This is a genomic window from Streptomyces sp. NRRL F-5650, from assembly GCF_000721365.1.
In the GTDB taxonomy this organism is placed as follows: Bacteria; Actinomycetota; Actinomycetes; order Streptomycetales; family Streptomycetaceae; genus Streptomyces; species Streptomyces ardesiacus.
The window spans coordinates 1-26,869 of the sequence record NZ_JOGV01000033.1 but is presented as its reverse complement, the minus strand read 5'-3'; the positions used below and the strand labels follow the sequence as shown (position 1 = coordinate 26,869).

At 73.1% G+C, this 26,869-nt stretch carries 19 protein-coding genes, 1 tRNA gene and 1 pseudogene; 16 read left to right on the top strand and 5 right to left on the bottom strand.

Features of this window, described 5'->3' with window-relative positions:
• Positions 1–221: 221 nt before the first annotated feature.
• The 7 genes from IG88_RS0125650 (at position 222) to IG88_RS0125620 (ending at position 8,177) form a co-directional block, all read left to right on the top strand.
• Positions 222–1,286 (top strand): radical SAM protein, encoded by a 1,065-nt coding sequence (locus tag IG88_RS0125650; protein ID WP_031045717.1) that lies wholly within the window; start codon positions 222–224, stop codon positions 1,284–1,286.
• A gap of 110 nt (positions 1,287–1,396) precedes the next feature.
• Positions 1,397–2,449 carry an enolase C-terminal domain-like protein gene (locus IG88_RS0125645; RefSeq protein ID WP_234332282.1) on the top strand — a complete coding sequence of 351 codons (1,053 nt, stop codon included), beginning with the start codon at positions 1,397–1,399 and terminating at the stop codon, positions 2,447–2,449.
• Positions 2,446–3,156 carry an HAD family hydrolase gene (locus IG88_RS0125640; protein WP_031045714.1) on the top strand — a complete coding sequence of 237 codons (711 nt, stop codon included), beginning with the start codon at positions 2,446–2,448 and terminating at the stop codon, positions 3,154–3,156. Before IG88_RS0125645 ends, IG88_RS0125640 begins: the two co-directional genes overlap by 4 nt.
• Positions 3,156–4,319 (top strand): hypothetical protein, encoded by a 1,164-nt coding sequence (locus tag IG88_RS0125635; protein ID WP_031045713.1) that lies wholly within the window; start codon positions 3,156–3,158, stop codon positions 4,317–4,319. Before IG88_RS0125640 ends, IG88_RS0125635 begins: the two co-directional genes overlap by 1 nt.
• Positions 4,316–6,472 carry a phosphoketolase gene (locus IG88_RS0125630; protein WP_031045712.1) on the top strand — a complete coding sequence of 719 codons (2,157 nt, stop codon included), beginning with the start codon at positions 4,316–4,318 and terminating at the stop codon, positions 6,470–6,472. The genes IG88_RS0125635 and IG88_RS0125630 overlap by 4 nt, the downstream gene beginning before the upstream one ends.
• A complete protein-coding gene (locus IG88_RS0125625; protein WP_031045711.1) occupies positions 6,469–7,320 on the top strand; it encodes a phytanoyl-CoA dioxygenase family protein in 852 nt (283 codons plus the stop codon). Before IG88_RS0125630 ends, IG88_RS0125625 begins: the two co-directional genes overlap by 4 nt.
• Before the next feature lie 44 nt (positions 7,321–7,364).
• A complete protein-coding gene (locus tag IG88_RS0125620) occupies positions 7,365–8,177 on the top strand; it encodes a class I SAM-dependent methyltransferase (protein ID WP_031045710.1) in 813 nt (270 codons plus the stop codon).
• A 210-nt stretch (positions 8,178–8,387) separates the two neighbouring features.
• Here the strand turns inward: IG88_RS0125620 and IG88_RS39045 are convergent.
• Both IG88_RS39045 and IG88_RS0125610 read right to left on the bottom strand, forming a co-directional pair.
• A pseudogene (locus tag IG88_RS39045) lies at positions 8,388–8,850 on the bottom strand (ATP-binding protein).
• Between the two features lie 90 nt (positions 8,851–8,940).
• Positions 8,941–9,339, bottom strand: a complete 399-nt coding sequence (locus IG88_RS0125610; RefSeq protein ID WP_234332281.1) for a hypothetical protein — start codon at positions 9,337–9,339, stop codon at positions 8,941–8,943.
• Between the two features lie 1,602 nt (positions 9,340–10,941).
• Here IG88_RS0125610 and IG88_RS0125600 point away from each other — a divergent pair.
• Both IG88_RS0125600 and IG88_RS0125595 read left to right on the top strand, forming a co-directional pair.
• Positions 10,942–11,229, top strand: coding sequence for a helix-turn-helix transcriptional regulator (locus IG88_RS0125600; RefSeq protein WP_420712097.1), 288 nt, complete (start codon positions 10,942–10,944; stop codon positions 11,227–11,229).
• A complete protein-coding gene (locus IG88_RS0125595; protein WP_234332280.1) occupies positions 11,226–12,617 on the top strand; it encodes a tyrosine-type recombinase/integrase in 1,392 nt (463 codons plus the stop codon). Before IG88_RS0125600 ends, IG88_RS0125595 begins: the two co-directional genes overlap by 4 nt.
• Positions 12,618–12,880: 263 nt before the next feature.
• Here IG88_RS0125595 and IG88_RS0125590 read toward each other — a convergent pair.
• A tRNA-Arg gene (locus tag IG88_RS0125590) sits at positions 12,881–12,956 on the bottom strand.
• A 329-nt stretch (positions 12,957–13,285) separates the two neighbouring features.
• Here IG88_RS0125590 and IG88_RS0125585 point away from each other — a divergent pair.
• The 7 genes from IG88_RS0125585 (at position 13,286) to IG88_RS0125555 (ending at position 22,813) form a co-directional block, all read left to right on the top strand.
• A complete protein-coding gene (locus IG88_RS0125585; RefSeq protein ID WP_031045702.1) occupies positions 13,286–14,893 on the top strand; it encodes a dynamin family protein in 1,608 nt (535 codons plus the stop codon).
• Between the two features lie 3 nt (positions 14,894–14,896).
• Positions 14,897–17,518, top strand: a complete 2,622-nt coding sequence (locus IG88_RS0125580) for a GTPase (RefSeq protein WP_031045700.1) — start codon at positions 14,897–14,899, stop codon at positions 17,516–17,518.
• A gap of 193 nt (positions 17,519–17,711) precedes the next feature.
• Entirely contained in the window at positions 17,712–18,203 is a 492-nt protein-coding gene (locus IG88_RS0125575; protein WP_031045699.1) for a single-stranded DNA-binding protein, read from the top strand.
• 262 nt (positions 18,204–18,465) lie between these two features.
• Positions 18,466–19,872 carry a Cys-Gln thioester bond-forming surface protein gene (locus IG88_RS0125570; protein ID WP_031045698.1) on the top strand — a complete coding sequence of 469 codons (1,407 nt, stop codon included), beginning with the start codon at positions 18,466–18,468 and terminating at the stop codon, positions 19,870–19,872.
• Positions 19,873–20,049: 177 nt separating this feature from the next.
• Entirely contained in the window at positions 20,050–21,714 is a 1,665-nt protein-coding gene (gene ettA / locus IG88_RS0125565) for an energy-dependent translational throttle protein EttA (protein WP_031045697.1), read from the top strand.
• A gap of 2 nt (positions 21,715–21,716) precedes the next feature.
• Positions 21,717–22,127, top strand: coding sequence for an acyl-CoA thioesterase (locus IG88_RS0125560; RefSeq protein ID WP_031045696.1), 411 nt, complete (start codon positions 21,717–21,719; stop codon positions 22,125–22,127).
• Positions 22,124–22,813 (top strand): hypothetical protein, encoded by a 690-nt coding sequence (locus tag IG88_RS0125555; protein WP_031045691.1) that lies wholly within the window; start codon positions 22,124–22,126, stop codon positions 22,811–22,813. Before IG88_RS0125560 ends, IG88_RS0125555 begins: the two co-directional genes overlap by 4 nt.
• Positions 22,814–22,835: 22 nt before the next feature.
• On the opposite strand, the gene IG88_RS0125550 is transcribed toward IG88_RS0125555, so the two are convergent.
• Positions 22,836–23,795 carry an ABC transporter ATP-binding protein gene (locus IG88_RS0125550; RefSeq protein WP_031045688.1) on the bottom strand — a complete coding sequence of 320 codons (960 nt, stop codon included), beginning with the start codon at positions 23,793–23,795 and terminating at the stop codon, positions 22,836–22,838.
• Positions 23,796–23,905: 110 nt separating this feature from the next.
• Entirely contained in the window at positions 23,906–26,638 is a 2,733-nt protein-coding gene (locus IG88_RS0125545; protein WP_031045686.1) for an ABC transporter permease, read from the bottom strand.
• Positions 26,639–26,869 lie beyond the last annotated feature (231 nt).

Here is a 26,869-nt window from a genome sequence, read left to right as displayed (position 1 = left end):
TCAGCGAGGCGCCTCGCACGGCGCTGGACGCGAAAGCGCACGTTTTCGTGCGCGGCTAGTGCGGTCTTGGCGGGTGACCCGGCCCCTGTCTTCCGACTGTTCACAGCTGTGAGCAATCGGGGTGACCAGACGCCTACCGTCTGTCGTCGGCCAGGCCACGCGCGGCACCTGCGCGCGAAACCGGGCAGGTGCACAACTCCGCAGGCGAGAGAGGGAAGCCGATGCTCGAATCCGTCAGCCACCTGGAAGAGGTAGCCCGTGAGTGGGAGATCAATCCCGAGGACGTACTGCTCATCGCGCTGAACAGCTGCGGGGCGCGTTCACCGCTGGACAAGCCGCGGATGCGGTTCCAGCTGGGGCTGGACTCGCGGCCGACCGACCCGTCCTACCTGATCCTCTCCCTGGGCCGCGAGGACTCGCCGTTCGAGATCGACGAGCACGAGCTGCGGCTGCACGGAGAGCGGGTCGGCACGGTCACCGGCATCGAGGACGATGACGCCGTGCTGGGCTACTGGCGCAACGGCACCAAGATGCTCACCCTGAACTCCAACCAGCGGTCCCAGTGCGTCGGGTGCACGTTCTGCCCGAACACCCTGGAGGGCGCCTCGGACCCGGCGATCCGCGAACTCGACCTGCCCGGCTACTTCGCCACCCTCGCGGCGAACTCCGGGATGCCGGACCTGTCGGGGGTCGAGACCGTCACGGTGTGCACCGGGTGCTTCCTCTACGAGCACCTGGCCCTGGAGCACCTGGAGGGCGTGCGCGCCGCGATGCGCAGCACTGACTGCGAGGGGACCCTGCACTTCCTGTCGTCGGTGCTCACCAGCGAGGCGGGCCTGGACCGGGCCGCCGAGCTCGGGCCCTTCCACCTGACGCTGACGGTGGAGTGCTTCACCAACCGAGCGAGCATCCTCAAGCAGTCCAAGGCCGCGCTGACGGTGGACCAGATGGTCGCCACGCTCGGGGCGGCGAAGGAGCGGGGCATCACCACGGACTTCACCTACATCGTGGGTCTGGACCCGATCGAGGAGGCCGTGGAGAACCTGAAGCGGCTGGTGCCGGTGACGACGACGTTCCCGCGGTTCCAGACGTTCCAGGCCCACAACCCCTTCATGGACGTCTACCGGGCGCCGGGGTCGGACACGATCGAGTGGAACCTGGCCATGCGCCGCGCGGTCGAGGAGCTGTTCGCGGAGACGGGGCTGCGGCCGCAGTGGTGGCAGAACTACCGCTCGCCGTGGGCGTACACCTTCGCCGGGGAGCAGCTGGCCGGGGCGCGGATCTGATGGCCGGCCGCAGCGGTGGTGCCGTGACGATGGTGAGGGCGGTGCGAGTGTGGCCGGTGGCCGGGCAGCCTGCCGGTTTGCCGGAGGGGTTACCGGATGCGGTGGCCGCGGTGGCGGTCGCGCCGGCGGGGCCGTCGTGGCCGGAGCACCGGACGCGGTTCGCGATCGAGGTGGTCGGTGACGGGGTCTCGGGCTGGCACGCGCCGGTCGGGGAGGGTGTGGCGCGGCTCGTCGTGGACGCCCTCGCCGACGGGCTGGTCGGGCACGATGCGGCGGCGCCGCGCAAGCTCGGCTACCGGCCGCGGATCGGGCGGCACCAGCAGGGGGCGCACGCCCGGCAGGCCGTCTCGGCGGTCGAGCTGGCGTGCTGGGATCTGGCGTCGCGGGCCTCGGGCCGGTCAGTGCCGGAGTTGCTGGGCGGCACGGTGCGGGAGCGGGTGCCGGCGTACGCGTCCGCGCTCGGCCTGGACCCGGCACGTCCGGAGGCGGCGAAGGCGGCGGCGTGGATCGCCGAGCAGGGGTTCTGGGGGCAGAAGTGGCCTCTCACCAAGGAGCTGCTGCGCCAGGGCCCGCGAGCCGTTGCCCGGGTGCTGGGGGCGCTGCGGGAGGCGGCGGGCGAGGGCCGGTTCATGGTCGACGGGCTGCGCCGGTGCCGGCTGGATGAGGCGCTCGCCCTGCTGCCAGTGCTGGCCGACCTGGAGGTCGCGTTCGCCGAGGAGCTGCTGGAGCCGGGCGGTTTCGCCTGGGGCCGGGTGCGGGCGGCCGGGGTCGGGGTGCCGATGGCGGCTGGTGAGCACGCGGTCGACGAGCACGAGCAGATGCGGCTGCTGACCGGCGGGGCGGTGGACGTGTGGCAGACCGACCCGGGATGGTCGGGCGGGCTGGCCCGTTCCCTGCACACCATCGAGGTCGCCGCTGGCCTGGGCATGGCGACGTTCCCGCACGGTGACCGGCTGTGGGCGGCGCTCGCGCTGGCCGGCACGTGTTGCCGGGACAAGGTCCCGGCGGTGGAGTGGCACCTGACGCTGGAGCCGCTGCGGCAGCAGGTGTTCACCGAGCCCTGCGACGTGGAGGCGGGGATGTTGGCGTCCGGGCCGGGCGCCGGGCTCGCCCCGCTGCCGGTCACCTCCTCGCCGCTCCCGGCGTGGGAGATCGGGTCATGAGCGGCCGAACGATGTGGTCCGGGGTGCGGGCGGTCTGCTTCGACATGGGCGGCACGCTGGTGCGCCCGGAGCCGGTGGCGACGACCGGGCAGGTCGCCGAGGTACTCGGCATCTCCCTGGAGGAGGCCCGCGCCTTCATGGGCAGGAGCGCCAAGCGGCGCCTGGTCTCCCCGCAGGGCCTCGCCCAGGAGATCGCGGCTGACTTCGGGCGGCCCGCGCTCACGGGCGCGCTCACCGAGGTGCTGGAGCGGGCCCGGCGCCGGGCCGAGGACCCGCAGCTGTACCCGGACGTGCCAGACACCCTGGCCGCGCTGCGCGCGCGGGGCTTCGCGCTGTACGCGATGACCAACGCGCTCGGCTCCTCGGTTCCCGAGCAGGAACCCGCCGTGTTCCGCGAGCTGCTGGACGGGGTCTTCTACTCGGCGCGCACCGGCGCGATCAAGCCGGAGCCGGAGGCGTTCATGGCCGTCGAGCGGGCCAGCGGGCTGCGGCCGCAGGAGCTACTGCACGTCGGCGACTCGGTGAACGCCGACGTGCGCGGGGCTGCGACGGCCGGTTGGCACACGGCCTGGGTGGACCGTCACCACACGACCGGCCCCCTGATGCCGGCCGCGTCCACGCTGCGCCTGCACTCCCTCAACACCCTCCTCCTGCTGCTGCCCGCCCGGGCGGCGGTGGAGGCGATCACATCGGAGGTGGCCGGCTGATGGAGCCGTCCCGTACGTCCCGCCCGGCAACGCCCCCTGCCCACGATCCGCTGATTGCGTCCGTACCGCTGTTCGACCCCAGTCAGCTGCCGCTGCGCACGTGGTGCGAGGGCAGCCGGGAGGACGCGGTCACCGGCCTGGTCGCTTTCCCGGACTTCCACAGCCACATCCCGCGCTGCCTGGCCGCTGCCCTGGAGGCGGGGCGGCTGGTGGCGCTGGCGATCGGGGACGTCGACGGGCTGAAGGACCACGTGGAGCGCACGAACTCCACTAACCCGACCTCCTACGGGCACCTGGCCGGCAACGAGGTCATGGCGACCGTAGGGGCCACGACCCGCGAGTGGTTCCGCGAGCAGCCCTTCGACTCCGGCTGCGCGGCGACGTTCGGCGGCGACGAGGTGATCCTCGCTGCCGTCGTGGACGACGCCGGCCAGTTCCACCAGGCCCTCGGGGTCCTGCGGGACCGGCTCGGCGCCGCGCTGCCGGTGACGGTCTCCTTCGGCCTGATGTTCGTCACTGCCGGGGACCTTCCCTCCGAGCGGGAGAGGGGGTGGAAGCACGACTTCACCAACACCTTGCTCGCGACGGTGGACCGGACGCTGTTCACGCACAAGGCGGCGCGGCGTGCCGGGGGCGGCCCCGGCGGCATCATCGCCGTCACCCGCCCGCCCCAGCTCACCGTCCCCGTTCTGGCGGGCCCGGACCCGATGGTCCTGCTGCCGCTGCCGGCCGCTGCCGACATCGCGCACGTGGTGGCGCGGCCGGAGCGGATCGGCGGCCGGGACTTCCTGCTGCTGCCCTGCCGCGGACCGGTCGGCCAGCGCGGCGCCCAGCTGCGCGTCACCTTCCCCACCGGCAGCTCCAAGACCGTCGTGGCCTACGCGCTGCGGGGGCAGGCCGCGGTGCCGTACGCGGCCGTCACGGACGGCGTGACCGGCGTGCCGCTGACGGTGCAGGGCGTGCGGGACCGTACCCCGCGCAGCGTGCCCGAGGACCTGGCCGCCGCCCTGGAGCGGGCCGGGCTGGACTGGGCGGCGGTGCCCGCCCACGAGCAGGCGCAGATCCTCCACCTGGTCACCGAGGCCGGCACCGAGGAGATCCGGGCCGGGCGGATCACCGCCGCCGTGGACGCGGTCGCCGCGCGGAAAGGAACGGCACGGTGAGCGAGACCGTCGTGGCTCCCGGGCCCGCTGTCGCGGCAGGCCCGGGGGACTTCCCCCACTGGGGCCAGGCCGCCGCGCACGCCGCGGCGCGCGTGCCGGGCGCGGCCGTCACGGCCGCGTGGCGGGCGCTGAACTACCTGTGCGCCGCGCAGCTGTACCTGAACGACAACGTGCTGCCCGCCCGGCCGCTCAGGGTGGAGGACGTGAAGGAGGCACCGAGCGGACACTGGGGGGTGTGCCCGCCGGTGAACTTCATGCTCGCCCACCTGGGGCCGCTCACTGCATGGCGCCCCCCGGGCAGCGAGGTCCTCGTCGTCCACGGCGCCGGGCACGCCGGACCGTCGGCGCTCGCCCACGCCTACCTGACCAAGACCCTCACGCTGACCGGCAGCGGACCGGGCTGGTCGGCGGCCGACATGCGCGCGCTGGCCACGGGCTTCCCGCACACCCGCGCCTACGGCGGGGAGATCACCCCGCTGATCCCCGGCGTGCGCTACACCGGCGGCCAGCTCGGGCCGGCGCTCGCCGTCGCGCAGGGCATGGTCCTGGACGCCCCACACCGCCTGGTGGTCGCACTGCTCGGCGACGGGGAGCTGGAGACCGGCGCCGCCGCGGCGGCGTGGACGGCCCGGCGGGCGCTGCTCGGCTCGGGGCTGCACGGCGCGGTGCTGCCCGTCGTGCTGGCCAACGGCCTGCGGATGGGCGGCCCCTCCGTCCTGGCCGGGCTCGACGAGGCCGAGCTGCGCGCGTACTTCACCGGCCTGGGGTACGAGCCGTTCCTCCACGACGGCTCCGACACGGCCGGCTTCCGTACGGTCCTGGCCGAGGCGTTCGCCCGGCTGCGCCCGCTCGGCGTCGCCCGCCCCCAGCCGGTGCTCGTCCTGACCATGCCCAAGGGCGCGACCGGGCCCGAGGAAGTCGCCGGCCGCCGGATCGCCGGAACCCCGGCCGTCCACAAGACCCCGCTGAAGGAACCCGCCCACAACCGGGAGGAGTTCGACGCCCTCACCGCGTGGCTGACCTCGTACGAGCCCGCCACGCTGTTCACCGACCGAGGGGAGCCGTCCGACCTCGTACGGCAGGCACTGCCGCACCCGCCGCCCCGGCACCGCCCGGCCCCGCCGTTGGCCCCGCTCGCCGTCCGCGGAGATCAGGCGTGGCCGCTGCTCAGCGCGGTGATCCGCGAGCGCGCCGCCGCCGGCGCCTTCCGCCTGTTCAGCCCGGACGAGGCCGCCTCCAACCGGATCTGCCTGGCCGACGGCCCAGACGGCGGGATTCCGACGTGGGCCAGCGAGATCCTCAACGAGGAGATCTGCCACGCCTGGCTGCAGGGCTACACCGAGACCGGCCGCGACGCGCTGCTGGCCACGTACGAGGCGTTCGCCGCGGTCAACACCAGCCTGCTCGTCCAGCACATCAAGCACCGCAGCGCGCAGACCGCGACCGGCACGGGCGGGCTGGCGAACATCAACTACCTGATCACCTCGCTGGGCTGGCGCAACACCTACACCCACCAGAACCCCGGGCTCGTCTCCGCGATGCTGGAGACCGAGAACCCCACCGTGCACGTCTACACCCCGGCCGACGCCACCCGCGCGGCCTCCGTCCTCGCGGTCATGCTCACCGGGCGGGACCGGGCGAACTTCCTGCTCGCCGACAAGCACCACACCCTCACCTTCCCCCCGGACACCTTCCGCGAAGAGCTGACGAACGGCGCCGCGATCTGGCCCCATCTCAGCACCCCCGGCGGAAGCCCAGACATCGTCCTGGCCTCCGCCGGGGACGTCGCGGCCCGCGAGCTGTCCGACGCGGCCGGTCGACTCGCCGCCGCCCGCCCGGACGCCCGCATCCGCTACGTGCACGTCAACGACCTCACCGCCCTCGGCCACCCGGACACCTGGCCCGCCGCCCTGCCCGCCGCCACCTTCGCCCGCATGTTCCCGCCCGGGGTCCCGCTGCTGCTGGCCACCGTCACGCAGGCCCCGGCCGTACGAGCCCTGCTCGCCGGCCGCGGCGAAGCCGCCCGCGTCCGCGTCGTCGGCTACCGCGACCCCGGCCGCCCCCTGCCCTCCGCCGACCTGCTGGAGCACTGCGGCATGTCCGCCGCCGCGCTCACCGCCCAGGCGCTCTCGATGCTCAAGGAGCCGCGATGACCACCACCCCGCTCGCACCCGATCCGGAGCAGCTGGCCGCCTTCGACCGCGACGGGCTCCTCATCCTGCGCGGCGCCTTCGCCCCCGAGGTCCGCGACCGCGCGGCCGAAGCCGCCGTACGGCTCCTGACCACCGACCGGACCGCGGGCCGGGACCGCTCGGTCGACGGCAAGGACGGCTTCCGGGGCGTCGTCGCCCTGGACGACGCCTTCCTGCCGCTCCTCGCCAACCCGGCCGTGCTGCCCACGCTCGTCGGCCTGCTCAGCCCCAACATCCACCTGATGTCGAGCAACCTGATCTCCATGCCGTCCCTGCCGGACGAGCAGCGCACCATCCGTGTGCCGTCCCGGCACGGCTGGCACCGCGACATGTCCTCCACCGTGGCCGACCTCGGCGCCGAGCACACACCCCGCCTGGCGATCAAGGTGGCGTACTTCCTCACCGACCCCGGCCCGGACGCCGGGCTCACCATGTTCGTGCCCGGCAGCCACACCCGCACCGGGCCCGTCACAGTCCCGGAGGGGGACATCGACCCGCCCGGCGCGATCACACCGGACATCGGCCCCCACGACGCGGTCCTCTTCGAGAACCGCACCTGGCACGCCGGCGGCCTCAACCACTCCGGCCACGACCGGCTCGCCGTGATGATGCAGTACGGCTACCGGTGGCTCAACGCCGTCGACGACCCCGCCCCCGACCTCCTCGACCGGCCGGACCTGGACGACGTCGAGCGGCAGCTCCTCGGCGCCCGCGACCGCCACCCCGACGGCTCCGTCGCCCGCGAGGGCTCCGGCGCCCGCCCCCTCGCCGACTGGTGGGAGCACCTGAACGCTGCTCCGGTTCGTTGACCGAACACCCGACCCTGACCGCACCCCCGCGAGAGACTGGACCCGTGACCTCCTCCACCCCCTCGTACACGCCCGACGAGCTGTTCGCGTCCACCGCGCCGTACTACGCCGCCTTCCGGCCCCGCTACGCGCCCGAGTTCTACACCCTGCTCACCGACCGCTTCGGCCTCGACGGCACCCAGCGCGTCCTCGACCTCGGCGCCGGCCCCGGCATCATCGCCCTCGACCTCGCTCCCCTCGTCGGCGAGGTCATCGCCGTCGACCCCGAGAAGGGCATGCTCGAAGAGGGCCGCCGCCTCGCCGCCGAGCAGGGCGTCACCAACATCGACTGGCGCGAGGGCGACTCCACTACCCTCCCGGCGATGAACCTCGGACCCGTCCTGCTGACCGTCATGGGTGCGGCCTACCACTGGATGGACCGCGACCAGGTCGCCCGGGACCTCGACCGGATCATCGAACCGGGCGGAGCGATCGTCCTCGCCTCCGGCGGCGCCCCCGGCGACCTCGAGCCCGCCGACTGGCGCCACGTCGTCGACGAGGTCCGCACCCGCTACCTCGGCCCCGAGCGCCGCGCCGGCTCCGGCACCTACTCCCACCCCAAGGAACGCCACCAGGACGTCCTCGCCCGCTCGCCGTTCTCCCAGGTCGACACCGCGCGCTGGGACCACACCCTGACCCGCACCGTGGACGAGGTCATCGGCTGGGTCTTCAGCCTCTCCTACTCCAGCCCCGCCCAGCTCGGCGAACAGAAGGCCGCCTTCGAGCAGGACCTGCGCGCAGCGCTCCTCGCCTTCAACCCCTCCGGGCAGTTCGACGAGGTGATCCGCACCGAGGCGATCATCGCCACCAGGCCGTAAACCGCCTGGGGCCGGCCAGGGCATACTGCCTGCGTGAGCCGCGACTTCTACCTGGAGAAGCGCGCCGAAGGCTGCAAGCACGGTGCAGGCCGTGATCGTCCTTGCCCGCGGCCGGACCAGCGTCCTATGGACTGTGTTGCGTGACAACCGAGTGTTCACTCCCGCACCACCGATCCCCCAGGCGGCTTGACACGACTTCCTCGTGCCCGTTCACATCAGGCGGCCCGCCGGGTGTCCACCTGGGTCGTCAGCCAGCGTGACCGTCGCCTTCATGCGCTTGCCCACCGGCTCGCGACGCACCTCGAAGCTTTGGCACACAGCCATAACAAATTTCCAGGCCGTGCTGTCCGACTCGGCCCGGGTCAGCGGCGCGGGCCACCGGCAGCGTCGGATCGGTGTCCCACACGCTGATCGCCGCGACGCCGTCGGTGACCTCCAAGTCCAGCAGGCACGGGCCGGGCGCGTACTTGTAGGCGTTGGTGACCAGCTCGCTCACCACCAGCTGGACCACGCCCAGCGCGCGGTCGGACAGCGAGATGCCGTGAACGGCCTGCACCTTGGTCAGGAATCGACGAGCAGTGGCCCGGGCCTCGGCCACCGGTTCTTCGCCGACAAACGTTGCGGCCGAAAGTATGGGACGGCGGGCCAGCGGCTCATCATCGTTTTCGTGCAGCACTGAGCCCACACCGCCACCGTCGTCCTGAGCAACACGGTCAACGCGACCCGAATGCCCCCGAAACGACGCCGCACGCCAGGGCCGAGGTCACGTTTCGGGCACGGCCCGGGTAAGGGGTTCGAGGTCGCCGTACAGGGCGGCGTGCAGGGCGGCGGCCAGCTCACGGGCCCGGGGCTCGCCGTCGATGTCGTGCAGCACGAAGTAGACCGGGCCGGCCGAGGAGTCGGGGCGGACCTGCCGGGTCCGGATCAGGCGGATGACGGCGGCGCGGATCGCGTCGTACGCGCTGTCCCGGACCGTGTGGTGCGGGTCGGCGGTGAGCGCGTCGGCCTTCGCCGTCCAGCGCGGGCCCTGGTGCTCGACGGCGACGAACACCGCACGCTGGTGCTTGGCCTGCCGGTAGGCGGCGTTGAAGGCGTCCGTGCCGGTCGCGTCCGGGATTAGGTCGGCGGGGCAGGGGATCGGCAGCGGCTCCATGAGAACCATGCTCCCAGTCGGCGGCAGGCTCTGTGCGTCGACGTGGAGCGTGTCCTCCTCGGGGTGGGAAGCGATGCTATCGGCGAGGCGTGCACTGGTACGGACGCCCCACGTCGGGCCGGTGCAGTCCGCGGCCCTTCGATTCCGCGTTCTGGCGTCGGGGCCACGTCAGCTCTGGTCTTCCCCTTGAGACCAGGGCTTCGTGCTGCCGGGCGCCTTGCGTGAGCCCCGGACCTAAGTGGTGGACTGGTTGGGCCGCCGGACGGGTGGGCCCAACCACGGTGTGCCGGTCCAGCAGCCCCGGGCGCGGCGCCGTACGGCGCCACGGGCTCCTTGGGGGTGCGGTGCGGGCGGCGGTGGGGGCCGTGCCCGCACCGCGCGGTCAGCGGCCCGGCCAGGGATAGCAACGGGCGAGGACCGTCCACTCTTCGTCCGGGCGACCGGGCACGGCCCGGCCGTCACTCTCCCACCGCTCGGCAAGGTCGGTGAAGATCGGCTCCAGCTCGGGGCGGGGAACCGTTTCGCTCCCGCCGCGCTGTAGGCCGATGACGGGGTGAGCCGCATCGTCGTGGTCATACCGGGATCAACGCCGCCTGGGTCGTCCGGGTCACCCGCGGCTTCGGCCGACTTCCCGGAGGGCGGCGCGGGCCTGGTCGGCGTCGTGCACTGCTGGCACGGATAGTTCCAGGACGGGCCTGCCCCGAAGACAGCCGATAGGGCATTCGCCCACGGCAGACGAGAAAGAGCCCCGAGGGACTGGAAGCTCCTCCGAGACCATGTCAACGTACAACGTCCCGGAAAACACCAGGTCAGCGAAGGTATGCCGGCTCCCGCCGGTCGGCTCGCCAGCCAGCCCTACCAGAGCGGGCCACCCCCGCTCCCTCGACCGCTCCGCCGAGCGCCCGACCCTCTGGAGGTCCGTTTGTCGAACGCCGCTATCCGATCTCCCCGCTTCACTGCCCCCGTCCTCCTGGTGCTCGGCGCCATTAACGCGTGGACGGCCCAACGGAACGAGGACTACGCCTCCTTTTCCACGGCCCTGTGCCTATGCGTCTGCGCGGCCGGGCTATTCGGTGAGGACCTGCTGCAACGCGGCTACCGCCGTGATCGCGCGGTCCTCGCGCACGTCGCGGCGCACCCTGGAGCGGCAACTCGCCATGTAGCCCGAGTCGTCGGAGCCCCCGAGCGCGTCGTGGCCCGAAACCTTGACCGCCTCACCGACGACGGTCTGTTGGTGCTCGTCACTGACGGCGCGACTCCGGCGCTGCGGTCCTATCGACTGGCCGCATGACCGGCGCCGGCCGGACCGGAAAGGCCACGTCTTCGCGGTGCTGGGCGATACATAGCAGACGATCCCCGGTTAGCGAAACCGGGGATCGTGCGGACCATTGATGCCGTTCGCACTCGGCTGCGCTTGGCGGTGGAGCCGCGGCGGACGCAGTCGACCGTGCCGCAACGACAGGAGGTAATGCGCGGCTCGCGGCGACTGCTGCCCTAAAACGCAGCACTGGTTCGCTGAATGACAGCGACGCCTCGCCGGATCGGCGGGAACCAAGTGCTCTGCTTCCGCTCTGTCGCTCTGGCGTTTCCTCGTAAGGACCCCCGCTCCATGTGCCGATCCGCGATACCCCCTGCCCATTTTCAGTTCAAGACGGCAGACCGACCTGCCATCGAGGCCCCCAGCGCCTGCGGGGTGTCGTCATGGCGGTAGCAGCGCGACCGGGGGCAAAGCTCACCGTCGACGACGTGTGCGACGAGCTCGGGATCTCCCGATCCACCTTCTACGACTGGCGCCAAAAGGGGCGGGGCCCGCGTTGTATCAGGCTTCCCAACGGAAGCCTTCGGATACGGCGCAGCGATTTCGAAAACTGGCTTAGTGATTGTGAGGACGCCTCTTGATAGAGGGCACGTTTGACGTACGGATCTACAACATCGAGCGTCGCAAGCGCGCGAACGGATACACCTACAAGGTGGTCTGGAAGGTCGGCACCAAGAAGCACAGCAAGACCTACCCGACCAAAGCGCTCGCGGATGCCCGCCGTTCAGATCTATTGACCGCCGTCAAGCGTGGCGAGCCGTTCAGCACTGAGACCGGTCAGCCGATCTCCTACTCCAGCAAGGCGGCCGAGACCAACTGGTATGATTTCGCTGTGGAATTCGTCGACAAGTCCTGGACTTCCTCCTCGGCGAACCACCGAAAGAACGTCGCCAAGGCCATGACCCCGGCCACGATCGCTCTGCTCCGGACGCCGCCCAAGCAGTTTGACGCCGTGAAGGTCCGCACCGCGCTGCGGGAGTGGGCCTTCAACACCAAGCGCCGGACCAATCCCGAGGAGCCGATACCGGACGATATTCGGGTCATCCTCGACTGGGTCCAGAGGAACACGCTGCCGATGTCGGCGTGGGAACAGACAGAGAAGGTCGATGTCGTCGTCAAGGCCCTCGGGACCCTCCTGGACGGAACCGCGGCAGCGGCCAGCTCCGTGTCGCGTAACCGCCGGATCATGAACCTGGCGATGGACTACGCGGTCCGCCACGGAATCCTGCGGCAAAACCCCCTCCCCAAGGGCAAGGGCAGCGGGGGCGGTGCTCCCAAGGTGGCGCAGGCCATCGACAAGCGCTCGCTGCTCAACCCGCAGCAGGTCACCGCGCTCCTCGACTGGATCGGCAAGCGGCCTCGGCGCGGACTCATCTATCGGGCCTTCTTCGCCACGCTGTGCTACGGCGGCCTCCGCCCGGAGGAAGCCGTCGCACTGCGGGTCAGCGACGCCAGCCTGCCCGAGACAGGCTGGGGAGAGTTCGTGGTCCACCAGGCCACCCCGGAGGTCGGCAGCCAGTGGACCGACAGCGGAGACACCCACGACGACCGCGATCTGAAGGGCCGTGCCGAGGGCGACACGCGCACAGTCCCCATCCACCCCGACCTCGTGGCCTTCCTGCGCGAGATCATCGAGCGCTACAAGCTCAAGCCGACCGACCTCCTCTTTCCGGGGGAGGGCGGCGGCAAGCTGGCGGGGTCGGTGTTCCGGCGGGTCTGGGAGAAGGCGCGGAAGGCAGTCCTCGCCCCCCACGAGTTCGCTTCCCCGGCAGGGAAGCGTGTGTACGACTGCCGTCACACATGCCTGACGGCATGGCTGAACAAGGGCATCCCTCCGGCCCAGGTCGCCGAGTGGGCAGGCAACAGCGTGCCCGTTCTGCTGGCGATCTATGCGAGGTGCATCGTCGGCCAGCTGGCCAACTATCTGAAGCAGATCGAAGACATCCGGTACGTTCCCGAAGCGGCGTGAGCCGGATGCGGTGGCAGGCGGTCCGAAGCCCCCTTGAGTGGGCATCGGGCCGCCTTCTGCATGACCTGGCAGGGACCGTCTGGGGCACCTTTGAGCAGGGGGAGGCTGGGGGACGCATGGGGGACAGACACCCGTATGGGCCCGGTTCCAGCCAGTGCCAGCCGGACACCTGCGCCGCCTGCGGAACCGGCGTACGCTGGGTGAAGAGGCAGGTAAAATGTAGTTTGACCTGCGAAAACGTCGCCATCCTGACGGGGAGTCAGTGGCGCCCCCGGCAGGACTCGAACCTGCGGCCAAGCGCTTAGAAGGCGCCTGCTCTATCCACTGAGCTACGGGGGCCTGGTGTGGTGGCCTCGGTCGCGGTGGCCGGAACTTGCCGGTCCGTGACGTCGCCGGGGACAAGGATAGGGCTCCCGGCTCCATGTCCCTGATGCTTCCCCTCCGTGGCTCTATGTGGAGGTTCGGTGAAGCGATCCCGATAATCGCAGGCAGTTACGAATCGTGCATCGCTTTTGGCGTCTCGCGCATCGGGTGTTGTCCACTCGTTATGCCTGGACTGTCCTCGTGTCCCGGTAGTCCCTTCGGTCCGGAGTGTCCGGTCGGCGCGCAGACATGCTCATCATGCTCATATGCTTCAGAATTCCCTCAAAATTGGGCATTCTTCACATGTGGTGACCTTGGACGTACGGCCTCAGCTTCTCGACGCACTCTCCGCCCTGCGCGACCGTGTCGCGGCCGCACGCTTCCCGCTGCCGCTGGCGGGGGCCCCACGCGCGCGTGCCAACCGCGACGAACTGCTCGCCCAGCTCGACGACTACCTGGTGCCGCGGCTCAAGGAACCCGAAGCGCCGCTGCTGGCCGTGGTGGGCGGGTCCACCGGCGCAGGCAAGTCCACCTTGGTGAACTCCCTCGTGGGGCGCCGGGTCAGCGAGGCGGGCGTACTGCGGCCCACGACCCGCACACCGGTCCTGGTGTGCCACCCGGAGGACCACCACTGGTTCAGCGGCATGCGGGTGCTGCCGGACCTCACGCGCGTGTGGGTGCCCCACCGGGACCCGGACGACGACCTGCTCCTGCCCGGTGAGAACCCCGCGCGCGTCCTGCGGGTCGAGACCGCCGACAGCCTGCCGCCCGGCATCGCCCTCCTCGACGCGCCCGACGTCGACTCCCTCGTCGCCGACAACCGCGTCCTGGCGGCCGAACTGATCTGCGCCGCCGACATCTGGGTGATGGTCACCACGGCCGCCCGGTACGCCGACGCGGTGCCCTGGCACCTGCTGCGCACCGCCAAGGAGTACGACGCAACCCTGGTCACCGTGCTCGACCGGGTGCCCCACCAGGTGGTGGCCGAGGTGTCACGGCAGTACGGGGCGCTGCTCACCAAGGCCGGGCTCGGCGACGTCCCCCGCTTCACCGTTCCCGAACTGCCCGAGTCGGCCTGGGGCGGAGGGCTGCTGCCGGCCAGCGCCGTGGCGCCGCTGCGCTCCTGGCTCGTCCACCGGGCCCAGGAACTCGACGCCCGGCACCACGCCATGGCCCGTACGGCCCACGGCATCCTGGACTCGCTCAAGTCCCGGATGCCCGAGCTGGCCGGTGCCACCGCCGCGCAGTACGCCGCCGCGCTGCGGCTCACCGCCGCCGTCGACAGCGCCTACGACGACGAGCACGCGCGCGTGCGGGGCCGGTTGAAGGCGGGCGCCGTCCTCGCCGGGGACGCGCTGAAGCGCTGGCGGGCCTTCCCCCTCGACTGCTCCCCGGAGGAGCTGCTCGACTCGCTGGTGGAGAGCCTGAGCGCCCTGCTGCTGTGCGCCGTCACGGCCGCCGACGAACGCGTCGACGCGGCCTGGCGCGACGAACCGGCGGCCGCCGCCCCCGAACTCGCGGACGGCGCACCGGCCCCGGAGAGCGCCGAGCACCGCATCGGGATGGCCGTACGGCGCTGGCGGCGCGAACTGGAGGAGTACGCCGAGGAAGAGGTCCGCGAGCTGGACCGGAACCTCGCCCCGGACCCCGGGGTGGTGACCGGCCTGGTCGCCACCGTGCTGCTGGGCGGCCGCCGCGCGCGGGTCGCCGGGGAGCGGCTCGCCGAGCGGCTCGGCGCCCACGGCGCGCTGCGGCTGCGCGACCGGGGCGGGCGGCTGCTCGACGAGCACGTCGACCGGGTCATCCACACCGAACGCGAGCGCAGGCTGGCTCCGCTCGACGGCCTGGAGGTGCACCCCGAGCCCCAGGCAGAGCTCATCGCCGCGCTGTCCGTACTGCAGAAGGAGAGGTGACCGGTGACCGCCGTCACTGACCAGGACCCCACCGAGCACACGACCAAGGAGGCGGCACGGGCGGACCGTACCGGCGGATCGGACTCCCGGGACGACGGGGGTGAGCGGGGCGGCCGTGGCGTCCGGGTGGACGGGGACGACCGGAGCGAGCAGGGCCGTCGAAGCGCCCCGGGGAGCGGGGGCGACCGGGACGACCGGGGTGAGGAGAGTGAGCGGGGCGACGGTGATGACCGGGGCGGGGAGGGGCGCCGGGGCGGTCAGGACGAGCGGGATCGCCGGGGTGCTCGGGAAACACCGGGCGGTCGGGAGGCGCGAGGCGTACGGGAGGCGAGGGGCGCGCGGGAGGCGCGGAGCCCTCGGGACACTCCGGCCGAGCGGGATCACGAGGACGACGGTGATCACAGAGGCCGTCGGGACAGCCGGGACGGCCGGGACGGCCGGGGCAGCCGGGGCAGCCGGGACGGTCAGGCTGGCCGGGATAGCCAGGACGCCCGGGAGCACCGGGACGGTCCGGTCGGCCGGGAGCGGCAAGCCGCCCGGGACCGGCAAGACGCCCGGGACCGGCAGGACGCCCGGGACCGGCAGGACGCGCGGGACCGGCAGGACGCGCGGGACCGGCAGGACGCGCGGGACCGGCAGGACGACGCCCGGGGGCACAAGACCCCCCTCGGCAAGGCGGGCCGTCGTGAGCGTGCCGGGCGGGAGCACGGTGACCGGGAGGACACCGCCGGGGACGCCCGGGAGGGCGACGACACGCGCGACACGCGCGGCACGCGGGCGCGGGACCGGAGCCGGGGGAGCGACCGCTCCGGCGGCCACCCTCACGCGCGCGTGCAGGACGACGGCACCGGGACGCACCGCCGCGCGGACCGTGCCGGGGCCGAGACCGACGGTGCGACCGGCGCCGGCGGGGACGGGGAGGGCGGTGCCTGGGGAGACGGGCTGATCGCGCGGCGGGTGGACGAGAGCGGCGGGGCCGATCAGTTCGCCGTACTGCCGAGCAGGCCCGCCGCCTCCTCGGCCGCCCTGATGCCGCTCGCCTACGACGGGAACCTCCGTTCCCGCCTCGACGCCCTGCGCGAACTGGTCGGGCTCTCCCGGGCCCGGCTCGACAGCGGCACCCTGGCCGAGGCCGGCCGGGTGCTGGACGAGGCCGCCGCGCGGCGCAGGCTCTCCGGGCAGCACACCGTGGTCGCCGTCGCGGGTGCCACCGGCAGCGGCAAGTCGCAGTTGTTCAACACCCTCGCCGGGGTGACCATCTCCGAGACCGGCGTCCGCCGGCCGACCACCGCCGCACCCATCGCGTGCAGTTGGAGCGACGGCGCGGCCAGCCTCCTCGACCGGCTCGGCATTCCCGGCCGGCTGCGACGCCGGCCGCTCCAGCACCCGGACTCCGAGTCGCCGCTGCGGGGCCTGGTCCTGATCGACCTGCCCGACCACGACTCGGCGGCCGTCCAGCACCGCGAGCAGGTGGACCGCATCCTGGCCCTGGTCGACGCCGTGATCTGGGTCGTCGACCCGGAGAAGTACGCCGACGCCCTGATCCACGAGCGCTACCTGCGGCCGATGGCGGGCCACGCCGAGGTCACCTTCGTCGTCCTCAACCAGGTCGACCGGCTGCCCGGCGAGGCCGCCGAGCAGGTCCTCGACGACCTGCGACGCCTGCTCGACGAGGACGGCATCGCGCTGGGCGAGCACGGCGAACCCGGCGCGACCGTGCTCGCCCTGTCCGCGCTCACCGGCGAGGGCGTCGGTGAACTACGCGAGAGCCTCGGCCAGTTCGTCGCGGAACGGCAGGCCCCGGCCCGCCGGATCGCGGCCGACGTGGACGCCGCCGCCCGGCACCTTCGCCCCGTGTACGTCACCGGACAGCGCACCGGGCTCAGCGAGGAGGCGCGGGAGGAGTTCGCGGACCGCCTGGCCGACGCGGTCGGCGCCACCGCGGCCGGCGAGGCGGCCGAACGCGCCTGGCTGCGCAACGCCAACCGTGCGTGCGGAACGCCCTGGCTGCGGCTGTGGCGCTGGTACCACGACCGGCGCGACCCCGTCACGGGACGGCTGCCCTCGCGGGCACAGGCGGACGAGGAGGCCACGGCCCGTCAGCGCGTCGAGCACGCGGTGCGTACCGTCTCGGAGCGGGCGTCGGCCGGGCTGCCCGCGCCGTGGGCGCAGGCGATGCGGGAGGCGGCGCTCCGCGGCGCCCACGGGCTGCCCGAGGCCCTCGATGAACTGGCGGTGCGCACGGGGCAGCCGCCGGGGCGTCCGCCGCGCCCCGGCTGGTGGCCGGCGGCCGTCCTCGCACAGGCGGCCATGACCCTGCTCCAGGTGGTGGGCGGCCTGTGGCTGCTCGGCCAGATCGTCGGCGTCCTGCCGCCGAACCTGGGCGTGCCGGTGCTGCTGATGCTGTCCGGCATCGTCGGCGGTCCCCTCATCGAGTGGAGCTGCCGCCTGGCGGCCCGCGGACCCGCCAGGCGCTACGGCCACGAGGCCGAACGCCTGTTGCGCGAGGCGGCGGCGGGGTGCGGCCGGGCCAGGGTGCTGGATCCGCTGGCGGCGGAGCTGCTGCGCTACCGCGAGGTGCGGGAACAGTATGCGCGGGTCACGGGCGTGGGGGCGGCGCGGTAAGCGGCGAGGCAGCGGCGGCCGGTCGCGGCCGTCACCTCTGGGGGTGGCGGGGTTTTCCACAGGCCGCGGGCCCCTCCACACCCCGCAGCGGGCCGGCGCGAACCCGGGCAGTGTGGCCGTCACGGCGATCGCGAGGAACGCGGTCGCCCCGGCCGCCGTACGGGAGGTGCCCGTACGGGAGGGAGGACTCGCGATGAACGAGACGATGATCTGCGCCGTGGGCAACGTGGCCACCCAGCCGGTCTTCCGCGACCTGGCGAACGGACCGTCGGCGCGCTTCCGGCTCGCCGTCACCGCGCGGTACTGGGACCGGGAGAAGAGTGCCTGGACGGACGGCCACACCAACTTCTTCACGGTGTGGGCCAACCGCCAGCTCGCCACCAACGCCTCGGCGTCACTGGCCGTGGGCGACCCCGTCGTCGTGCAGGGCAGGCTGAAGGTGCGTACCGACGTGCGCGAGGGTCAGAGCCGGACCTCGGCCGACATCGACGCGGTGGCGATCGGCCACGACCTCGCCCGCGGCACCGCGGCGTTCCGGCGGACCGGGAGGACGGAGGCGTCGGCCTCGCCACCCCAGCCGGAACCCAACTGGGAGACCCCGGTGGCGCAACCGGCCGGCGAAGCCGCCGGGGACCGGGCCGCCACGGCCCCCGCACAGCGGCAGGAGCCCGTCGCGGTGGCGTGAGACCGAGACCCTGCCGGAACCGCCCGAAGCACGGCTTATCGACCCATGCGCCCGGAGCGAAGGGGGGTGGATTTGTCGATAAGCCCTGCTCACGGCGGCTCTCGGCGATAACGATTCCGATTCGGATCACCGCGAGGACGACGATCGCCGGCGGCCCCGGCCCGTCACGTCCTTAGGATGCCGAACGAGCCTTGTGCGGCTGCTGATTCTGCTGGTGGGACCGTTCCCCCCACGTCAACGGGTCCCGCTGGAAGGGGAATGTGTGTTTTCTTCGCTCGCTGCGCCGTCTCTGCCCGGTCGAGGGGCGGTACGTCTGGCCGCCGGTGCGCTGGCCTCGGCGCTCGCCGTCGCCGGTGTGGTGACCGGCGCGGCCCCGGCCGCAGCCGCCCAGGACCAGGGTGCGCGGGGCCAGGGCGGGGCCACGGCCACGATAGGCGGCCTGAAGACGCACGGCTTGGCGGTCATCCACGGCGAGGACGGCGACCAGCAGGTGCCGGCCGGCCTGTTCGAGATGTCCGTCGAGGGCGGCGGCACGCTGCAGACCTACTGCGTCGACATCCAGAACCCGACGCAGAAGGACGCCAAGTACCGGGAAACGCCCTGGAGTGCGACGTCCCTGGGCGTCAACAAGGACGCCGGGCGCGTCCGTTGGATCCTGCAGAACGGCTACCCGCAGGTCAACGATCTCGCCGCGCTCGCGAAGAAGGCGGGCGTCCGCGCGCTCACCGAGGAGGAGGCGGCGGCGGGAACCCAGGTCGCCATCTGGCGCTACTCGGACGACACGGACGTCGAGGCCGTCGACCCGCGGGCCGAGCGGCTCGCCGACTACCTGGAGAAGAACGCCCGGGGCCTCGCCGAGCCCGCGGCGTCCATAGCCCTGGACCCGCCGGCCGTCTCGGGGCGGCCCGGTGAGCGGCTCGGCCCGGTGACGGTCCACACCGACGCCGGCGGCGCGACGGTGACGCCCCCGGTGGGCGCCGCGACCAAGGACGCGGTCCGGATCGTCGACAAGAAGGGCGAACCCGTCACCAAGGTCACCGACGGCTCCCAGCTCTTCTTCGACGTGCCCGAGGACGCGGAGGACGGCACCGCCGAGCTGACCGTCCAGGCCTCGACGACCGTGCCGGTCGGCCGGGCCTTCGCCTCCGACAGCCGCAGCCAGACCCAGATCCTGGCCGGCTCCAGCGAGTCGACGGTCGCGGCGACCACCACCGCCACCTGGGCCGCCGGGGGCGCGATACCCGCCCTGTCCGCGGAGAAGAACTGCGCCGAGGGCACCCTGGACGTCACCGCGCTCAACAAGGGTGACGAGCCCTTCACCTTCCAGCTCCTGGACACCGAGTACACCATCGCGCCGGGCGAGACCCGGACGGTGCCGGTCCCGTTGCCGGAGGACCGTCCCTACGACTTCACCGTGCGGGGCCCGGCCGGCTTCGAACAGCGCTTCACCGGCGTCCTCGACTGCCGCACCCGCAGCGCGGCCCTCGCCGACACCACCCGCCCCCTCGGCGAACCGGCCCCTGCCCCGGTCGTCACCCCGTCCACCAGCCCCAACCTCGCCGAAACCGGCAGCTCCGACGCGACCCCCCTCATCGGCGGCGCGGCCATCGGCCTGGTCGTGATCGGCGGTGCGGTCCTGCTGCTGGTCCGCCGGAGGAACGAGCAGTGACGCGTCCGCGCCCGAAACCTGCGGAACCGCGCGGACCCAAGCAGCGGGCCCGCTAGCCCATCCCGCGAAGCCGCAGGTCAGAGCCCCCGCAGGGAACGCGTTTCCGCGCAGGGGTGGCGGTGCGGCAAGATGGGGTGTATCTGCCCACTGACTGATCAAGCTGCCGGACGGTTTCTCTTGGCTGAGTACATTTACACCATGCGCAAGGCGCGCAAGGCGCACGGCGACAAGGTGATCCTTGATGACGTCACCCTGAGCTTCCTGCCCGGCGCGAAGATCGGTGTGGTCGGTCCGAACGGTGCCGGAAAGTCGACCGTTCTGAAGATCATGGCGGGGCTGGAGCAGCCCTCGAACGGGGACGCCTTCCTGTCCCCGGGCTACACCGTCGGCATCCTGCTGCAGGAGCCCCCGCTGAACGAGGAGAAGACCGTCCTGGAGAACGTCCAGGAGGGTGTCGCCGAGGTCAAGGGCAAGCTCGACCGGTTCAACGAGATCGCCGAGCAGATGGCGACCGACTACTCCGACGCGCTGCTGGAGGAGATGGGCAAGCTCCAGGAGGAGCTGGACCACGCCAACGCCTGGGACCTCGACGCCCAGCTCGAGCAGGCCATGGACGCGCTGGGCTGCCCGCCCGGCGACTGGCCCGTGGTCAACCTGTCCGGTGGTGAGAAGCGGCGTGTGGCGCTGTGCAAGCTGCTGCTGGAGGCGCCCGACCTGCTGCTCCTCGACGAGCCGACGAACCACCTCGACGCCGAGTCCGTCAACTGGCTGGAGCAGCACCTCGCCAAGTACGAGGGCACCGTCGTGGCCGTCACCCACGACCGGTACTTCCTGGACAACGTCGCCGGCTGGATCTGCGAGGTCGACCGCGGCCGGCTGCACGGCTACGAGGGCAACTACTCCAAGTACCTGGAGACCAAGGCCACCCGCCTCAAGGTCGAGGGCCAGAAGGACGCCAAGCGGCAGAAGCGTCTGAAGGACGAGCTGGAGTGGGTGCGCTCCAACGCCAAGGGGCGGCAGGCCAAGTCCAAGGCGCGCCTCGCGCGGTACGAGGAGATGGCCGCCGAGGCCGACAAGATGCGGAAGCTGGACTTCGAGGAGATCCAGATCCCGCCGGGCCCGCGGCTCGGCAACGTCGTCGTCGAGGTCAACAACCTCAGCAAGGCCTTCGGGGAGAAGGTGCTGATCGACGACCTCAGCTTCACGCTGCCGCGCAACGGCATCGTCGGTGTCATCGGACCCAACGGCGCGGGCAAGACCACGCTGTTCAAGATGATCCAGGGGCTCGAGGAGCCGGACTCCGGCTCCATCAAGGTCGGCGACACCGTCAAGATCTCCTACGTCGACCAGAGCCGCGAGAACATCGACCCGAAGAAGTCGCTGTGGGCCGTGGTGAGCGACGAGCTCGACTACATCAACGTGGGGCAGGTCGAGATGCCCTCCCGCGCCTACGTGTCCGCCTTCGGGTTCAAGGGCCCGGACCAGCAGAAGGCCGCTGGCGTCCTCTCCGGCGGTGAGCGCAACCGGCTGAACCTCGCGCTCACCCTCAAGCAGGGCGGCAACCTGCTCCTCCTCGACGAGCCGACCAACGACCTCGACGTCGAGACCCTCTCCAGCCTGGAGAACGCGCTGCTCGAGTTCCCCGGGTGCGCCGTGGTCGTCTCCCACGACCGGTGGTTCCTGGACCGCGTCGCCACGCACATCCTCGCCTACGAGGGCGAGTCCAAGTGGTTCTGGTTCGAGGGCAACTTCGAGTCGTACGAGAAGAACAAGGTCGAGCGGCTGGGTGCGGACGCCGCCCGTCCGCACCGCGCCACCTACAAGAAGCTGACCCGGGGCTGATCTTGCGGCACATCTACCGCTGCCCACTGCGCTGGGCGGACATGGACGCGTACGGCCACGTCAACAACGTGGTCTTCCTCCGCTACCTGGAGGAGGCCCGTATCGACTTCCTGTTCCGCCCGGACAAGGACTTCCAGCAGGGGTCGGTGGTGGCACGCCACGAGATCGACTACAAGCGGCAGCTCGTCCACCGGCACCGCCCGGTCGACATCGAGCTGTGGGTCACGGAGATCCGGGCCGCCTCCTTCACCCTCACCTACGAGGTCAAGGACGAGGACGTCGTCTACGTCCGCGCCTCCACGGTGATCGTGCCGTTCGACTTCGCGGCGCAGCGGCCCCGGCGGATCACCGCCGAGGAGCGGGACTTCCTCCAGGAGTACACGGACGACAAGGAGGAGGCCGTCGCCGCATGACGGTGCTCCACCTCGCCGACGAGAGGGAGGCCGCGGATCTCGCGGCCTTCCTCTCCCGGCTGATCCACTACGACCGTTCGGCCGCGGTGCGCCTCCAGGCGGCCGGCACGGCCCTCGCCGTCTTCGGCCGGCCGCCCTCCTTCGAGGTGCTGGCCGTGCGCGCGGTGCGCCTCGCCAAGCCGTACGAGAACGGGCTCGACGTCACGCTGGACGTGACCGTGTCCGCGGGCGAGCTGCTGGAGAGTGTCGACGAGCGGGCGGTCACCGCCCGCGTCCCCGGTGCGGTGACCGGGCCGCCGTGGGCCGGGGTGCTGCCCCCGCGCGGGGGCTGGCGGGCCGAGCCGGGGCTGCCCGCCCCGGACGCCCTGCGCGCGCTGGTCGCCGCCGCGGTGGGGGAGTTCCGGGCGCGCACCGAGGAACTCGCGGCCGAGGACCGTACGCGGGCCGAACTCGACCGCATCGGGCGGGACATCTGGTCCCGGGCCGTCGGCGGCACCGGGCTGCCGGTGCGGGCCGTGCACGCGGCCCAGTCGCTGGGGTTCCTGCGGCGGCCCGCGGCACCCGGCTCCGGCGAGGACGTGCCCAGGCTGTTCTCGTCCGGCGCGTGGCTGCGGCTGCGCACGCCCTTCGGGTCCGTCGCCCTGCGCAGGGCGGGGAGCGGGGCCCTGGGCATCAGCGTCCGCTGAACCGCCCGGGGGCCGGCCGGGTTCAGCCGTGGGTTTCGCTGTCGTCCGGGCGTACGGCGATGTGGTCGCTCTCCAGTTCCAGGGCGACGCGGTCGCGCATGCCGAGGGCCGCGGTGTAGTCGGCGGGGAGCTGGAGCCGGCCGACGCGGTCGAGCATGGCGTACTCGCGGGCCACCACCGTCTCGTGGCCGGTCTCGGCGTCCACCTCGCTGCGGCGCAGCACCTCCGTGGAGGTGCGGCCGTCGCGGATGGCGACCGTGCGGCGCACCTCGCCGGCCACCGCCTGGTCGTGGGTGACGATGACGACCGTGGTGCCCAGGTGCTCGTTCGCCGTGCGGAAGGCGGCGAAGATCTGTTCCGCGGTGTGGGAGTCCAGTTCGCCGGTGGGTTCGTCGGCGAGCAGCACCGACGGGTCGCCCGCCAGGGCCACCGCGATGGCGACCCGCTGCTGCTGGCCGCCGGACATCTGCTGCGGGCGGCGGTCGCGGCAGTCGGCGACGCCCATCAGGTCCAGCAGCTCCAGCGCCCGCTCGGCACGCGCCGCCCGGCGTCCGCCGGTGCCCGCCAACTGCATGGGCAGGGCCACGTTCTGCGCCGCCGTCAGGTACGGCATGAGGTTGCGCGAGGTCTGCTGCCACACGAAGCCGACCACCGAACGGCGGTAGGCCAGGCGGTCCTTCGCCGTCATCGTCAGCAGATCGCGCCCCGCGACCCGGGCCGCCCCGGCGGTCGGCGTGTCCAGGCCGGCCAGGATGTTCATCAGCGTGGACTTGCCGCTGCCCGAGGCGCCGACCAGCGCCATCAGCTCGCCCTCGCGGACCAGCAGGTCGAGGCCCTGCAGCGCCTGCACCTCGACCCCGTCCGCGCTGAAGATCCGCACCAGGCGGTCGCAGGTGATCAGCGCGTCGTGCCCGTAGGCGGGCCGGTCGCGGGAGGCGGCGGCGCGGTCGGTCAGTTCGGCGAGGGTGGGGTCGGTCGTCATCGGGGTTCCTCCGTGTCCGCGTCCGCGGTCCTCCGCGTCTCCGGTCGTGCCGTCATCGGGCGTCACCCCGCCCGTTGCGCCGTCATCGGGTGTCCGTGCCCGTTGCGCCGTCATCGGGCGTCGCCCGCCCGTAGTTCCGTCACCGCTTTGCGCCGGCCCGACCACCATGCCTGGAGCGCCGCCACGCCCACGGCCAGCACCAGCACCGCCGCCGCCGGGACGGCCAGGGACCACGGGTCGGCGCGCAGTTCCGCGCGGCCCACCGGGGACGTCGTCGTCGCCATCGCGACGGTCGTCAGGTCGATGCCGGGGGAGAGGAGCCGTACCGCCGCCCAGCCGGTCAGGATGCCGCCCAGCGCGGCGAGCAGGGCCTGCGGCAGGGACTCCAGGACGAGCAGGCGGCGCCCCTGGGCACGGGTGAGGCCCATGGTGCGCAGCCGGGCGAGAAGCGCGGCGCGTTCGGGGGCGGCGCTCGCCAGGGACAGCAGCAGGGCCAGGACGGCGTACCCGGCACCCGCGGCCACCGCGGCGGTGTAGACGCGTTCCGCGCCCGACTGCAACGGCGAGTCCACGTACCGGTCGCGCGCCTCCGACCGCAGGCGGACGCTGCCGGCGTCGTCCGCCGCCCGGTGCAGCGCGCCCGCGTCCAGGTGGTCGCCGGTCAGCAGCAGCACATTCGGCGGTGCGGACCCGGCGGGCAGTCCGGCACGGTCCACGACGAGGAACTCGTCGCCGTACACGGCCGGGGTGCGCTCGCGCACGAGCACGATCCTCAGCGTGGCGAAGGTGCCGTCGGCCAGGCGCAGGGGGAAGGCGTCGTCGCCCAGCCGCTCGGCGACCGCGGGGGAGGCCAGCGCCGGCAGCACGGCGTCCTCGGAGCCGCCCCCGGCGCCGTCCGGCCGCGTGAGCCGCCCCGCGGGGAAGGCGCCGAGGTCCGTCCGGGCGGCCAGTGCCGAGTAGCCCGCCGGGTCCACCGCCGCGAGCGGCACCGACTGGCGGCCGTCCGGGGTCCTGGCCAGCCAGTCGACGCCGGCCTCGGTGACCTCCCGCACCCCGGACACTTGGCCGACGCGGTCGGACAGCGAGGACGGCAGCGCCCCGGTCGCCTCCACCCGGGCGTCGGCGCCGACGGCGAGCACCGCGGCCCGGTCGCGGGCGTCGGCCACGCCGCTGAGCACCGAGCCGCCGAACGCCGCCACGGTGAACGCGGTCAGCAGCGCGAGCAGGGGCAGCACCGTGGAGGCGGAGCTGCGGCCGGCCCGGGCCAGCGCGAGCGGCCCGACCGCGCCCCGCAGCCGCCGGGCCGGGCGGGCCAGCCCGCGCAGCGGCAGCGGGTACAGGCGTACCAGGACCAGCGCGGCGATCACGCCGACCAGTACCGGTGCCATCGCCACCAGGTCCCCGGCACCGTCCGTCGCGCCGCGCCGGCGCAGGATCTCGACCGCGCCGAGGGCGAGGACCACGACGGTCAGCTCGGCGACGACACGGCGCCGGGACGCGCGGGGCGTGGTCGCGTCCCGGCGGCCCTCGTGGATCCGAACGGCGTGGTGCGCGGCGACGGCCCGCAGGGGCAGCGCCAGGCAGGCCACGGCGGTGACCGCGAGGGCGGCCCCCACCGCGGGGAGCAGCCGGGCGCCGGGCAGCGCCGCCAGGGCCGCGCCGAGGCCGAGCGCGCCCGCGGGCACCGCCACGACCGCCGTCTCGGCCAGCAGCCGCCCCGCCAGGCCCCGTACGGAGGCGCCGCGGGCCCGCAGCAGGGCCAGTTCGGATCGGCGCCGGCCGGCGGCCAGGCCGCCCGTCATCAGCAGCACGACGGCGGCGACCGTGCCCGCGCCCGACGCGGCGACGGCGATGAGCGGGCCGATGTCGTCGCGGAGCCGCCCGTACGTGGTGAAGACGTCGTCGAGGCCGGTCGTGGCGTCCGTCAGGGGGCTGACCTTCGAGCGGAGCTGCTGCAGGGCGGGCCCGGACTCCAGGGACGCCACCGCGGAGGCGAGCCCGTCGAGGTCGCGGGCGTGCAGGGTGTCCGGGTCGGGCGCGAGGTTCCAGTAGCGGACCACGGGGGCCGCACCCAGGAGCGCGGGGCCCGCCTCGGGGGCCAGCAGCAGGCCGCCGACCCAGTAGGTGGGGCTGGGGGCGCCGGCCGGTGCCGGCACGCGCCGCAGGGACGGGGTGCGCAGCACGGGGTCGACGGACCAGTAGGCGCCGTCGGGGCGCTCGGGCGTGACGACGCCGGTGACGCGGACGGTGAGTTCGCGGCGCCCCGGTACGTGGACGACCGAGCCCACCTTCATGCGCAGGGTGCGGGCGGTCTCCTCGGTCACGGCGGCCTCCACCTCGGTGGTCGAGGCGTCCGCCTGCCCGCCGGTGACCTTCGGCAGCCGGCCGGAGCGCAGCCGGGCGTGGCCGTCGAGGCCCTGCGGGGCGACGAGGACCATCTCCGCGGGCAGGCCGTCGGGCCGCGGCAGCCACTGCTCCGGCGAGGGCAGGCTCTCGGTGGTGCGGACGCCGTAGGACGACTGCTCCTCGTCGGCGGCGAGCGGGTGCTCGACGAGGCCGAGGACGGAGCGGTAGGCGTCGGTGAGGCGCCGGGGCCGGAGGCTCTCCTCCAGGGTCGCCTCGTTCACCCCCGGGTCGGGAGCGGCGGACAGCAGGACGCCGGTCACGTCGGCCGGGGCCCGCTCGACGGCTCGGCGCAGCCCGGCGTCCGTGTACCGGTCCAGCGCCCGGGGGAACGCGGCGGCCAGGCACGCGGTCAGCGCCACCAGCACCGCCAGCGCGACGGCGGCACCGGGGGCGGCCCGCAGCCGGGTGCGGATCCAAGGAGCGGTCACGGGGTTCACCGGCCGGTACCTCCGGGTTCTGCGAGGGGGGCGGTGCTGCTGGTGTGGGTGCCGGGGCTGCTGTGGAGCGGGGTGGCCGGGGGGTGTGTGCCCCGAGGTTGGGTGTGTGCTCCGGGGGTGGTTGCGGGGGTCACCGGGCCGGGGTCTCCCCGTCCTTCGGGGGGTGCCGCGGAGGGGGCGCGGCGAGGTGCCCGCACGGGGGTGTGGGCGGGGGGGACGGCGGGCGTCGTC